The sequence below is a fragment of the Chachezhania sediminis genome, assembly GCF_009765275.1.
In the GTDB taxonomy this organism is placed as follows: domain Bacteria; phylum Pseudomonadota; class Alphaproteobacteria; order Rhodobacterales; family Rhodobacteraceae; genus Chachezhania; species Chachezhania sediminis.
Window position 1 is genome coordinate 1 of the sequence record NZ_VOPH01000006.1, and the last position, 13,823, is coordinate 13,823.

At 65.7% G+C, this 13,823-nt stretch carries 7 protein-coding genes and 1 pseudogene; 3 read left to right on the forward strand and 5 right to left on the reverse strand.

Going from position 1 to position 13,823, the window contains the following annotated elements; translation table 11 throughout:
* Nucleotides 1-190: 190 nt before the first annotated feature.
* From FQK05_RS17595 to FQK05_RS17615, 5 genes and pseudogenes are all read right to left on the reverse strand, one after another.
* Nucleotides 191-413: pseudogene (locus tag FQK05_RS17595) on the reverse strand (transposase); the annotation flags it as partial.
* Between the two features lie 505 nt (nucleotides 414-918).
* A complete protein-coding gene (locus FQK05_RS17600; protein ID WP_158969280.1) occupies nucleotides 919-1,659 on the reverse strand; it encodes a LytR/AlgR family response regulator transcription factor in 741 nt (246 codons plus the stop codon).
* Entirely contained in the window at nucleotides 1,647-2,699 is a 1,053-nt protein-coding gene (locus FQK05_RS17605; RefSeq protein ID WP_158969282.1) for a sensor histidine kinase, read from the reverse strand. Before FQK05_RS17605 ends, FQK05_RS17600 begins: the two co-directional genes overlap by 13 nt.
* 192 nt (nucleotides 2,700-2,891) lie before the next feature.
* Nucleotides 2,892-9,773 carry an autotransporter outer membrane beta-barrel domain-containing protein gene (locus FQK05_RS17610; protein ID WP_158969284.1) on the reverse strand — a complete coding sequence of 2,294 codons (6,882 nt, stop codon included), beginning with the start codon at nucleotides 9,771-9,773 and terminating at the stop codon, nucleotides 2,892-2,894.
* Between the two features lie 1,046 nt (nucleotides 9,774-10,819).
* Entirely contained in the window at nucleotides 10,820-11,740 is a 921-nt protein-coding gene (locus tag FQK05_RS17615) for an SMP-30/gluconolactonase/LRE family protein (RefSeq protein ID WP_158969286.1), read from the reverse strand.
* 133 nt (nucleotides 11,741-11,873) lie between these two features.
* Between FQK05_RS17615 and FQK05_RS17620 the strand changes: the two genes are divergently transcribed.
* From FQK05_RS17620 to FQK05_RS17630, 3 genes are read left to right on the forward strand one after another with little or no spacing between them, the layout of a single operon-like run.
* Entirely contained in the window at nucleotides 11,874-12,638 is a 765-nt protein-coding gene (locus FQK05_RS17620) for an HpcH/HpaI aldolase family protein (protein ID WP_158969288.1), read from the forward strand.
* Nucleotides 12,635-13,114 (forward strand): RidA family protein, encoded by a 480-nt coding sequence (locus tag FQK05_RS17625; RefSeq protein WP_158969290.1) that lies wholly within the window; start codon nucleotides 12,635-12,637, stop codon nucleotides 13,112-13,114. The genes FQK05_RS17620 and FQK05_RS17625 overlap by 4 nt, the downstream gene beginning before the upstream one ends.
* Nucleotides 13,115-13,798 carry a GntR family transcriptional regulator gene (locus tag FQK05_RS17630; protein WP_158969292.1) on the forward strand — a complete coding sequence of 228 codons (684 nt, stop codon included), beginning with the start codon at nucleotides 13,115-13,117 and terminating at the stop codon, nucleotides 13,796-13,798. It begins immediately after the preceding gene.
* Nucleotides 13,799-13,823 lie beyond the last annotated feature (25 nt).

Sequence of the window (13,823 nt, forward strand, 5' to 3'; positions counted from 1 at the left end):
TGACCATCGCCCTGGGCTTCATCCTGCGCTTCGCCGTGGGCACGATCTGGGGCTATGAACCGCAGGTGCTGCAATCGCCCCTGAACTCGGGCGAGATCGACATCGGCAGCGCCGCGGTCGGCGTGATCGACCTGGCGATCATCGGGTCTACGCTGCTGCTGACCGGCATCTTCTACCTGTTCTTCCGCTTCACCCGGCTGCCGGAGCGCCATGCCGAACAGAACTTTCATGGACAGGCACGTCTGGACTGCCGCATCGCTGTAAGTCTTCTGGCGGCTACGCGTGCCGGTCGGCGCGGCTTCCCTGCTCATCTCGGGGTCGAACCAGATCGTCAGCGACCCCCGGAGTTTGAGCGCTTCGTTATAGGCCGGCCAGCTCCCGGTTTTGTAGTCCGGGGGAGTCGGCCTGCTGATGCAAACCAGCGACCACGCTGGATTCACGAGATGAATCCCCAACAGGATTTGTGCAACAAAGCGGCTCTCGACACCCAAGAAGTGAAGAGAGGGCTTTCTGTCCTGTCAGCCCGCAACCTGGCTGGAAGCACAGACGACATGGCGCATCAAAGCCCGAAGCACGGATGCGATATCCCACCACAAGCCCACCTCCGGGAGGCCTTGAACCTGATCGGCAGCGAGATTGAGAACCGGCCTCTCACAAGCTCGTTGTTCGCTCGGATCATGCGCGGTCGTATCATAGCAGCGATGCCGGGGGCGCGTGGTCGCGGCTTACCCGTGACGAACTTGTCCCATGATGCTTCCTTCCAAGCTTGGGAAGGGATCACACCATCAGACCGTGGGATCAAACACCTGTTCCGAGGGGCTGCATGAACCGCCGCGCTGAGGCGCCCGGGGCAATTCGGTGCGAGGCGGTTCAGACCTGGCCGTTTGGGGAAGGGCAGGGGGCGGGTCCGGTGTTCGGTCAGCCTATGCGCAGATGGGCAATCGCCTTTTTCAGCTTCTGGGTGGCCGCGCGCCCAAGGGAAACGGGATACCGGACGCCCCGAAGATGGACCTGCGAGCCGTCGCTGCCTTGTCCCTCGATCCGGACCATGTGGTCGAGGTTCAGGATGCACGACCGCCCCACCCGCATGAACGGCGGCGTGGGGAGGCGGTCCTCGAACTGGCCCAGCCGGCGGCAGACCAGGTGATCGCGTCCGTCGGTCCGCAGGATCCGGGTAAAGTCGCCGTCGGCGTCCAGCAGGCCGATCATGTCGAAAGGCACGATCGTGGTGTCCGACCCTTCGTGCACGAGAAGCCGGTTGGCCTCCACCTCGCCCGCGCCGGCAATGCGGCGCGGGCCTTGGCGCGCTGCCACATTGCGCACCCGCTCCATCGTCACGGCCAGGCGCTTGGGTTGGACGGGCTTGAGCAGGTAATCCAGGGCGCCGACCTCGAAGGCGCGAATGGCGTGGGACGGACAGCCCGTGACAAGGACCACCAACGGCGACGCGGCCGTATCTTTCAGCAGGTCGAACCCCAGCCCGTCGGTCAGGGCGACATCGAGGAAGACCAGATCAGGCTTCTGGTCGGCGATCAGGACCCTCGCTTCGCCAAGGCTTTCCGCGGTGCCGACCACCATGACATCGGGATAATCCGGCAGCAGCTGGCGCAGGCCCCGGATGGCGTGCGCTTCGTCGTCGACCAGGATCACGCGAAGCATGGGATGCCTTCGATCCGCAGGACGGCGACGACAAAACCGTCGCTGTGCCGGATCTCGAACCGGTGGCGGTCGGGGTAGTGGATATCGAGCCGTCGTTTCAGGTTGACCAGCCCAAGCCCCCCCGCCGGTGCGCCGGTCGTGCCGGGCTCTGGCCGCAGTCGGCCGCAATTCCTGACCGAGATCTCCAGCGCGTCGCCTACCAGCCGGGCCGAGAGATCGACCAGCAGACGCCCGTCGGCTCCGCGCTGCCCGTACTTTATGGCGTTCTCGACCAGTTCCTGAAGCATGAATCGCGGGACCTGCCTGTCCAACACCGCGTCGTCGCATTCCAGTCGGTAGTCCAGCCGCTTGTCATAGCGAAGGTATTGCAGCCGGAGGTAATCGCGCAGGTGGTCAATCTCGTCTGCCAGTGACCACAGGATCTGGCTGCCGTTGTACATCCTGTCCCGCAGGACATCCGCCGCGGCGTGGGTCATGTCGACGGCGGCACCTGCATCCTCTGGTATTTCGGTGGCAATCGCGTTCAGGGCGTTGAACAGGAAGTGCGGATCAAGCTGCGTCTGCAACCGCTGCAATTCTGCCCTAAGGGCAGCGGTCTGGGCTTCGGCGCTGCGCAGGCGTTCTGATTGTACGGCGGCATTTGCCGCCAGCCAGAAATAGGCGATGGTCCAGCCGGTGACGATCAGCCCGTAGAACAGGACCGTGGCGAACGGGACGTTGTATCCTTCGCGGTAAAAACTGTTGGTCACGACACGGACGATTTCGGCGGCCTGCATCTGGCCCAGGCCGGCGACAAGGCCGGCAATGCAGGCGATCAGCACGACGACCCAGATCCGTCCTGCGGGGATCGTCAACTTTTGGAAGCAAAGGTGCAGCACGCCGGTATAGGCATAGGCCAGCGTATCCAGGGTCAGGGTCAGGGCGACGATGGAATAGGGGGCTTCGTACAGGGCTGCACGCAGGGCCATGCCGAAAAGGCCAATGACCACCCAGACCACGGCGTTGTTCCGCCAGAACGCCGGAAACCTCGTGGAGTCCACGCGCAAGGTCATTGGTCAAATTCCCCCCGCGGCCTGCACAAAGCAGCAGCGGGTAATTCCCCAGCCCGCCGTTCTGCCGCTGCTTTCAGCTAGCCACGCCTTCAAGTCCTGTCAAGACTTCCGCGGCCACGGCGCTTTTACACGTCAGGCGAGCAATGCCCGGACTTGCAGACTGCCGGGGTCCGCGATCGGTCAGAAATTGTAGGCGATCCGCAACTCGATAGAATCCGACCGGTAATCCTGGCCGAAATCATGCTGATAGGTAAACTGTCCCTCGAAACGGTCCAGGCGGAGTACTTCCAGACCGAGTTCGAGCTGACCGATCAAATTCGGCACGTCGCTTTTCACCTGGAAGGATCCGGCATCGGCCGAAACGCCCTTGATGCGCGCTTGGGTTGTCCAGACATCATTGCTCATCCAGGCCATCCCGGCGCTTGCATAGGGCCGCAGCACCCAGTCGTCGGAATAGTTCACTCGGCCACCGACCTCGACCGCGGGCGCGAAACTCAGGATGGTTTCGGTCTGGTCGTCCACGGTCAGGGCCAGCCCGTCGGGGCCCTTTTCGCTGTAGCCGGGAATGCTGGTGCGGATCACGTCAAAATCCGCGCGGGGCCGCAGAAACCAGTTCGCGAAGGGCTGTTCGTATTGAAGCCGAAAACGCAGACCTGTCGTCGCCACATTGGTTTCGCTGCTCATGGTCTGGGTCTTGCCTAGGACGTTCACGGTCCGCAGATTGTCGTACTGGCCGTATCCGAAATGCGCGCCCAGGCCGAAATACCACTGGCCCTGCACCTTCTTCAGGGCGATGGCACCCTCCACCCGGTCCCCATGGCTGTTCGACAGTCCCGCATCGGGATGCACCGACGTGGTGACATAGGCGAGATTGGCCCCCAGGAACCAGTCGGGCGCGATTTCGCCCTGTCCGCCGATGCGATAGCCGTAATCCTTCAGGCTGTAGCCCTGGATCCCGTCGCGCGTGCCCTGCCGGGTGCTGCTGCCCTGCGCCTTGGCCCAGAAGCACGAAGTTTGCACGATCAAGGTACTGTCGCCTTCGAACACCGGGCAGCTGAAGGCGCTGTCCAGCCCCTTGCGCGCGGCCAGGGCCTGTTCCTGGGCCTGGAAGGCGGTCGTCTCGCCCGACAGCTGGGACAGGACCTGCTGGTAATCCGCGGCCGTTACGTCGGCGGCCGACAGTCCGCCATAAAGCGGTGCCAGCGCTCCTTCGCCGCCGCGGTCCCAGGTCAGCTGCAGATAATCCGCGACCGAAGCCTGGTTGGTGCTCAGCGTCGTGCCGGCCGGTTTGAAATCTGCATTGGGCGTTATCGCGACGGATGACTCTGCCGGGACGATGTCCCAGTCGAAGACGATCGAGCGTTCGACGGACAAGGCCCCCAGATTGTTGCCCGTCAATGTCCCGTCCTGGGCTTCGATGAACTTGTAGTCTCCGGGCATCAGCGCCGCGGCCAGGGGCGAGATCGTGCCGCCGAAGTCGACCTGCGCGTTCCCGTCCAGCCAGATCATGTCGGACGGTTGGTCCGTAAGCCGTGAGTCGATCTCGATGGCCAGGACGCTGTCGGCGTCAAGGATCAGGCCCTGCGCCCCCAGCGACAGGCTGGTGTAGGTCGGCGTTCCGGTCGTGTCTCCGATGGACCAGTACCCGCCATTCGTGAACGAGGCCGCCTGGATGTAGTTCCCGCTGAAAAGCTGACCGCTGCTTTCGTTGGTGAAATCGCCTTTCGGCCCCAGTTCGACCGATCCGCTCACGGTCCCGGAATTCACCAGGTCCACCGACCCGTCGGTCGCATAAATCGCCCGTCCGCCCACGCCGTCTTGGGTCGACACCAGGCCTCTGTCGCCGATCTTGATGATGTTGATTGGCGCGGCCGTCCCGTTCTGATCGTATCTCGTACCATCGGTGCCGCCCGACACCCAGAGGCCCGTCCCATCGGCCCCGGTCCCGCCGATGACGGTGCCATCGATCATCATCGAGATCTGGTTGGAATAGTCGATACCGCTGGCCGTGTCGGTGGCGACCGTGCTTTGGGCCAGAATACCAATGGAATTCATGCCATAAGTCACGATCCGGGACTCGGTGTTTTGCGTGACGAAGACGCTGCCGCCATACCCGGATGCCGATCCGGAGCCCTGGCTGCCCATGACCAGCTTGCCGTTGTTCTGGGTGAAACCGCTCCCCCCGGTGCCCGAGGACTGCGCGACCACGCCATGCGCATTGGTCCCGTATGTGGTGATGTCGCCATCGACGCCGATGGTCTGCGCACTGGGGACAGAGGGTGACTTCACTGCCGCGGTGGACAGTGCGCGGGACGCGACATTCTGCATATCGATATCCAGCGACGGGTCGCCGGCAAAGCCCCCGCCCGATGCGATGGACTGGGCCAGGATACCCCAGGCGCCGTCGCCGTGGGTCGTGATCGAGGCATCGGCTTTCAGGGCCAGCTCCAGCTCTTCCGTCGTGCTGGTGCCCGTGGTCGTCGTGGCGCTGCTGGACTGCAGGTTCTTGGAGCTGGCTGACATGAAGCCGCCGCTGCCGCCGATGGTCTGCGCCACGATCCCCATGGACCGGCTGCCGGTCGTCACGATGCTGCCGGCCGACTTTTCGACGATCACGGTGCCGCCACTGCCGCTTTCGGTCGACCCGGTGTTGCCGCCCAGGGTCACGGTGATGTCCGACAGGTCGGTCCAGTCCGCCACCGACACGCCGTTGTCCGTGGAACTGTCGCTGTCATCGCTGGACGACGTGTTGCCGTAGCAGGTGCTGGCCACGACATCGGTCGAGGCCGAGCTGGCCGAATTGGTGCATCCTGCGGTTCCCAGCCCGCCACCGCCGCCGATGCTCTGTGCAATGATCGCGGGGGCGTCGTCCCCCGCCGTCAGGATGGTCCCGGAATCCTGCACGTCCACGTTGCCGCCATTGCCGCGGTTGCCATCCGTCCCGTTGTCGACGACGCCGATATGGAACTTCGACGTGTTGTCCACCGTCCCTTCCGAGGCATAGCCGCCGCCGCCGCCGATGCTCTGCGCAAGGATTCCGAAGGCCCCGTAACCGGCGGTCGCGATCGTGCCGCCCTGGTTGTCGACGGTGACAGCTCCGCCGTTCGACCCGTTCCCGGCATCGCCGCCGATGGTGACATCGGCGCTTAGCGTGCCGGAGGATTTGTCGTCGTCTTTGCTGTCGCCGCCGTCATCGTCGTCGTCTTCGCCATCGTCTCCGTCCAGGGTAGAGGTAGCGGCCCCGGCATTGCCACCGCCGCCGCCGACGCTCTGCGCCTGGATCCCGATGGCCCGGTGCCCATAGGTCTGGATGCTGCCGGTGTTCGTGACCTCGACCGTTCCGCCGTCGGCGCCGTCGCCTCCGGACCCGCCGATGTTCAGCGTCGCCGAATAGCTGTAGTCGGACCAGCTTGAGCTGTCGGAGTCGTCCTTCGACGAGTCTTCGTCCTCATCGTCGTCATCGCTGCTGACCGCAGACGAGGCATCGGAGTCCCCGGCGATGCCGCCGCCGCCGCCGATGCTCTGTGCCAGAATGGCCACGGCATCGCTGCCGATGGTACGGTGCGTCCCGTCGGCATTTTCGACCACGCCGCCCGTCTGGATCGTCCCGGCATTGGTGATCGTCACAGTACCGCCCGTGTTCCCTGCTCCGCCGTCGCCACCCACGGTCATGTTCAGGCTGACCGCCAGGTTGTCGCCCTTGGCATCCGTCGTCCCGCCCGAGGCGAGGCCGCCGCCGCCGCCGATGGACTGGGCCAGGATCCCGAAAGAGGCAGAGCCCATCGTCACGATGCTGCTGCCGGCGCCGTTCGACAGGGTGATGCTGCCGCCGGACCCGCCGCCGCCGCCATTGCCGCCGACCGCGGCGGTCAGGCCGAAGGCCTTGCCGGCATCGTCGTTTTCTGACCCGCCGTTGACGGTCGCGTCGCCGGTCCCGCCGGTGCCGCCGCCCCCGCCTATGGATTGAAGCAGGATGCCCGTGGCGGTGTTACCGTAGGTGGCAATGACACCGGTGCAATCCGGGCATTCGTCCGAGATGCCGTTGGCGACGACGATGTCGCCGCCGTCGCCGGCCGCGCCGCCCGTGCCGCCGATGGCGACGCTGGCCTGGATCGTCGGCATCTCGCCGCTGACGGCATAGGAGGCGGCGGTGGAATCCCCGGCATTGCCGCCGCCTGCGCCGATCGACTGGGCCATCATGCCATGCGAGGTATCGCCCGCCGTCGCCACGGTGCCGTAGTTGTTCAGGGTGATCGCGCCGCCACTGCCGCCGTCGCCGCCGCTGCCGCCCGAAGCATAGTCGATGGTGATCGTGGGGATGTCCTCGGCCGGCAGCCCCAGCGTCTTGGACGCCGCCGATCCGCCGGATCCGCCACCGCCGCCGATGCTTTGCGCCAGGATACCGACGGAATCCGCCCCATCCAGGGCCGTACCCTTGTAGGCAAGGCTGCAACTCTCGGCACTGTCGCAGCCGGTCAGGATGGTGTTGTGGTTGTCGACTTCGACGCTGCTGCCGTCACCGCCTTTGCCGCCGCTGCCGCCCATCGACATGGCGATGGAAATCACGCTGGCCGAAAAGCCCTGCGCGGCCCCGCCGGTGCCGCCGCCGCCGCCGATGCTCTGCGCCACCACACCCCAGGACTGGTTACCCTGGGTGACGATGGCGTTGTCGATCAGGGCGGTGACCTTGCCGCCATCGCCGCCATCGCCGCCGCTGCCGCCCATGGCGCTGCTGATCGTCACCCCGAAGGATTTTCCGAAACCGCCGTTGCCGCCGCCGCCGCCGATGCTCTGCGCGACGGTCCCGGCGGCAAAGTCTCCGGCTGTCAGGATCGACCCGTCCGGGCTTTGATCCGTTGAGCCAACATCGCCCAGGTTGACCGTGACGTCGCCAGCATTGCCGCCGTAGCCTCCCGCGCCGCCGACCGCGGCCACGATGCCCCAGGTGTTGCCGGCCTGACCGCCGCCGCCGCCGATGGACTGGGCCAGGATACCGATGGATTGATCGTCTGCGGTCGAAACGCTGCTTGCCGCCTTCGTCACCACCGAAACCGTACCACCGTCGCCGCCGCCGGTGCCGCCCTTGGCGCCGATGATGCCGACCCCCTGGGCCGCGCCGCCGCCGCCGCCGATGGATTGCGCCACGATGCCGATCGAAACCTCGCCGGAGTTCAGATCGTCGGGCTTGCCCGTGATGACGGTGCCCGCGTTCACGACGCTGACGGTGCCGCCATTGCCACCGGCGGCCGTGTCGTCGGTCGACTGCGTCACGGTTCCCAGGACAACCTGGCTGCCTTCTTCCACGGCATTCAGCAGCCCGCCGCCACCGCCGACCGATTGCGCCAGCAGGCCGTGGGCCGAGGTGCCGTAGGTCGTGACAGTGCCGGTATTCGTGATGGTGGCTGCCGCTCCGCCATAATCGGCCGCGACGGAGCCGCCGTCATTGCCCAGCGTGTTGCCAGAGCCCGACCCGTTGGTGACGATGCTCGACCCGCCGATGCTGAGCGCCGCGATGCCCACGCTCAGGCTGCCGGTCGTGGCGATGGTGCCGGCATTGTTCACCGTCGCCGCGCCGGCATAGCCGGAATGGGCCAGGCTGACTGGCTGCACCATGGACGGCGCCACCTGCCCGATGGACCCGGCGCTGACCGCAAGCACCCCGAAGGACAGCGAGTCGTTCGTGGCCGTGGTGTCCACCGTCGCGTCCTGGTTGATGGCGACGCCTGCCGTCCCGCCGGTCCCGACACCGTTGTTGTTGGCCTGGCCGCCGGCGCTGAAGGCCAGGACCCCGATCCCGTGACCGCCACCGACGGTTACCGTGCTGCCCTTGCCCAGGGACACGCTGACCGTGCCGCCGTTGCCGGCCCACGAGGAATCGTCGTTCGCGGTCAGGATGTCCGTGAAGAAATTCGTGCTGCCCCCGAAGGAGTTGGCCGATATCCCGATGGCGGCCGGCCCCCAGACCGAGATGTCGCCGCCGTTGTTGGCAGAAACGTCGCCGCCATTGCCGGCGCCGGCGACCTTCCAGGTGGTCCGGTTGGATCCGATGCCGCCCATGGACAGGGCAAAGAGCCCGTTCGTGATCACGGGCTTGGAGTCGACAATCTGCGTGGTGGTCGACGTGTTGCGCAGGACGATCGTGCCGGTGTTGGCAAGCGTCACGCTGCCGCCGTCGCCGCCGGTGCCGGCGTGGTCGATATTGTGGTTCTTGTCGGCAATGCCGTCGCCGCCCAGCGAATAGCCGGCCACCGCATTCAGGGCGACGGGGATCTGCACGACCGGATTGACCGTCGCTTCGACGTCATACTGATAGTAGGTATAGGTGCCGTCGCCGGTCAGGTTCAGCGTTCCGAACTGGTCGATCTCGACATCGCCGCCCTGGCCGCCGTCATAGTTCAGGTCGGACGTGCTCTTGGTGCCGTAGACATAGCCCTGCGCGCCCTGCGAATAGGCCATGATGGCGCCGCCGCCCTTGGCCACATAGGTGAATTGGTCGCCGCTGGTTTCGCCCTGCGCGTTGACGGCCGGGTTCGCGATCACCTCGATATTGCTGGCCAGCATGCCGCTGACGGTCAGGTCGGCCTGGTTGGTCAGCGTGACCGGACCGCCATTCACAAAGCCCGGGATATCGCTGGTGTCGTCGTCGTCGACCGGCGCGTGGTATTCGTCATTGGCGCGCTGCCCGAAGCCTGCCGCGGAAAAGACCGACGGTGTCGCCGAAAAATCGGACGGGCCGGCGAAGGTCGCGGTGCCATCCAGCGTCACGGTCAGCCCATAGGCATCGACGATGGACGGGCTCTGACCGTTCGAGACCGTGGCTATCGCGGGTTCGAGGCCGGTCATGGAAAACCCGCACGAGAAGGTTTCCGACGCCAGAAGCCCACAACCCGTATCGGCCAGCCCGGACGGAAAGGTGGTCAGTTGCGGTTCGAGTTCGACCGAAGCGACGTCGGCGTGCGCGGGAAAGGCGTACAGCATGAAGACCGGGGCCACCGCGATGATGGGCCCCGTCCAGCAGATGGGCTTGCCGAGCCTGACAGAGAGGTTTCGCACCGTTTTCATCGCCGTCGTCTTTCCTGACCAGGCATCGCCGAAACGTCCGGTGCGCTGGACTGACCCCGCCGGGCAAAGCCGGGAAGATCCAATCCAAAGCGAAAAGAAGGGCGCGGCAACAGCCAGTTTTCGTCCGGAAAATCATGTGGCGTGCCGCCGCGGGCACGCAAGTTGGACTCGACGAACGTGTCAATCCACTCGACAAAGCCGTGCCTGGGGGCTGCCCTCCGGGACGCAGGTGGGCTGGACGCAGGGCCGGCCCTGTCATGTCGCTTGGCGCAGCCGCACGCCACCGGTTCATGTTTCGCGCATCCGAACGGCTTCCGCTCTGTCGAACGGACCCTGTGGCGGACCTCGCATGGACCGCGCTCTCGGCGATGAAAGTCATCAGATCGGACGCCACCGAACGGCCCGACCGAGGGCGTGACTGCCTTGCGCATGTCAGACGGAGCGATCCGAAACCGGGGCCGAGACAAAATGTGCTTGATCCTCTCCGATCCGGCTGGCGAAGCAATGTGAAGACAGGACGCGGCCGTCGCGCGTTTCCCGGGGTGCATCCGGCATCCAACCCCGGTTCGATCAAAACGTCGCCTGCATCGAGGCACGGCGGATAGCTCTGAAGTATGACAAGACCGCTATTTTCCGCGCCGCGGCCTAGGTGCGGAAAGCAGTGGACCGTGTCATGGGGTGTTCCGGCCGGAAGGAGATGGCCGCTTGGGCTGCCGTTTCCTGTCGCGGTGCCATCATGCCATTCGGCACAGCTGGCGGCCAGCTACGGGACGCTCGGCACGACGGCCCTTTGTCGCCATTGACCCGGGCGACCAGTCGCTTCACCGCGGCCTGTCGGACCGGCGGTGCGCCGCGTGTACAAGATCGGAAGTCGCCTCAACGTCAGGAGAGCGGGCCCTTCCCGCCTTTCGCGGCCGTGGGACGCCAGGCGCGCCTGGCGCGGTGGAAGACCCGCGTGCCGTCGGGCTGGCGGAGCGTAGCACTCGGGGCCAGGCAATCTGACAAAGCCTGCGTGTCAGGTCACATAGATTCAGCATGACCCTTCGCTATCCGGCGATCGGTCCGTCTGCAGCCTGAACAATGCCCCCAACCAGCGGTTGACCGAACCGGGCAACCGGAACACCCCGGACAGGCACATGGGCCGACATCAACCGTCCCTCCGATCGTTTGCCACCAGCGTCGCGCGTCAGTCCGGTCAGGAATAGCGTTTGTCCGTCCGCTCCACCGAAGCACGGCATGGTGGGGGCGTCCATCCCGGCCGGGATCCGGTCCAGCAGGCGCCCGTCCGGCGCGTAGACGTGGACGCACCCCCCTGTCACGCCTGCAATCCAATAGTTGCCGTCCGTATCGACAGCCGCACCGTCTGGCAGGCCTTCGGCCTCGGTCGGCGCGGCGAAGGGCTGCGGGTTGCCGATATCTCCCGTCAATGAATCGAAGGCCCAGGCGGTGACGGACGGCGCGCGGCTGTCGGCGTGGTACATCACCTTGTGGTCGGGGCTCCACGCCAGCCCGTTCGACACATGCACGTCGTCTATCATCAACCGGCATCCGCCGTCCGGTGTCACGCGGTAGAGCGCCGCCGTCGGCTGCGCGGGGCGTGTGGCGTGCATCGATCCGATCCACAGCGCGCCATCCGGGCCGATCTTGCCATCGTTCAGACGGTTCATCGGGCGGTTGGGTTCGGGCGTCACCAGCGTGTCCAGTACTCCGGTCGTGGGATCGAAGAAGCAGACCGATTTCCTGAGCGAGATCAGCAACCGGTCATCCCCAGTCAGGCTGACCGAGGTGATGAGGTCCGGCATCTCGTAGCGGTCAAGCCGCGCCGTGGCCGGGCACCAGGACAAAAGGGCCGGGGCCAATATGTCGACCAGCCACAGGAGGTTCCGGCGGTCATCCCAGACCGGACCTTCGCCCAGCAGGGTCTCGGTCTCGCAACAGGGCGTGAAGGTCAGGGCGGCATAATCCATGGCGGTCTCCAGCACGTTTATTTGGCATATCGAACCACCAGAACTATCGCGACGTTTCGCGGCCGATCCGGTGGGTTCTTGCCTCATCTGCAAATTCTAAATATCATATATCAAAAGCACCCCGGAGAAGACGATGCAAGGATCATTACGGCAGCACATGGCCGCGGGCGGGCCGATCATCAACGGTTGGCTGTCGATGCCATCGGCCTACGGCGCCGAACTCATGGCCCGCGCCGGTTGGGACAGCCTGACCGTCGATCTGCAGCACGGCGTGCAGGACTATTCCTCGATGGTGCAATGCTTTCTTGGCGCCAGCGCGTCGGGCACACCGATGCTGGCGCGCGTGCCGTCGCTGGAGCCCGGGATCGTCGGCAAGGTGCTGGATGCGGGCGCCTGGGGCGTCATCTGCCCGATGGTGAACGATGCCAGAAGTGCAGCGGCCCTTGTCGAGGCATGCCTCTATCCGCCTCTGGGTCAACGTTCGAACGGGCCCAACCGTGCCGCGGCATTCGGACGACCTGGCAAGCCCTACCAGAGTATTGTCAATGACGAGGTGCTGGTCCTGCCGATGATCGAGACCGCGACGGCGATGGCGGCGCTGGACGACATTCTCGACGTGCCGGGCGTCGGCGGTGTCTATGTCGGCCCGACGGATCTTGCCTTCTCGATGGGCCTTCCCCCGGTCTTTGACAGCGAGGACCCGCGGATTCTGGACGCCTTCGCACGGGTTGTCGAGGCCACGCAGGCCCGCGGGATCGTGGCGGGCGTCCATTGCGGGTCGCCCGACTTTGCCGCGCGGATGATCGCGATGGGCTTTGGACTGGTGACAGTGGGCAGCGACGCGAGCCTTCTGGCTGGCGCCGCGCGGGATGCCGTGGCGCGGGTGCGGGCGGCATGACCGAGCGACCGTCGCAGCGCCTGTCGGCCCTTGGGCTGGTCTTGCCGCCCCTTCGCACCCCCGCCGGGCATTTCGCCTTTGCCCGCCGCCATGGCGACCTGCTGTTCCTGTCGGGTCAGGGTCCCGGAACGCCGGACATGGCCTCGCCCACAGGTCGGGTCGGTGCCGATGTCAGTGTCGAGGACGCCTATGGTCATGCCCGTCTTGTGACGCTGAACCTGCTTGCGGCAGCCGCGGCAGAGCTGGGCAGCATCGATAGAATATCCTGCATCATCAAGGTTCTGGGCTTCGTGAACGCCGTGCCCGATTTCGACCGCCACCCGGCGGTGATCAACGGCTGTTCCGACCTGCTTCTGGAGATCTTCGGCCCGGATGCCGGTCGTCATGCGCGGTCGGCCATCGGCGCGGGCAGTCTGCCCGGACAGATCACGGTCGAGATCGAGATGATCGTCGCCATAGCAGACGAGCCCCGGTGAATGGAGACCCCGACCGGCACGTTCCGGCCCAATGCCTCCAGCCTGTCGCAGCAGATCTACCAGCAGCTTCGCGCGCGGTTGATGGCCGGGCGTTATCCCCAGGGCACGCGGCTGGCGATTTCGGCGCTGGCGGGAGAATTCGGGACCTCTGCCACGCCGGTGCGCGAGGCGATCTTCCAGCTTGTCCGCGAACGTGCACTGGAGTTCAGGGCAGGGCATCAGCCCCGCGTGCCGGTGCTGGAAGTCTGGCAATACATGGAGTTGCGCGAGGTTCGGATACCGCTGGAACGCCTTGCGGCGGAGCTGGCGGCCGGCAACATGACGCCGGAACAGATCGACGACCTGGCGGCCGCGCATCTGTCCTATGTGGACTGCGAGACCCGCCAGGACTGGATCGGCGCGCTGGCCGCGAACCAGACCTTCCACTTCGCCGTCTACCGCGGCAGCGGCAACCCGGTTCTGGCCACGGCGCTGGAAAACTACTGGCTGGTCTCGGGCCCGTTCGTTGCCCGCCAGTACCCCGCGATCCTGAATTCGCAGCAGGATCCGCACCCTCACAACTTGCTGGTCGATGCCCTGCGCGCCCGGGATTCCGCCGCAGCCGGGGCCGCGCTGGTGCGCGATATCCTCGAGGGGTCCCGCGATCTGCTCGACTGGATCGCCCGAAATCCCGCTCAAGCCTGACCTACAAACAACCGGATCGAACCAT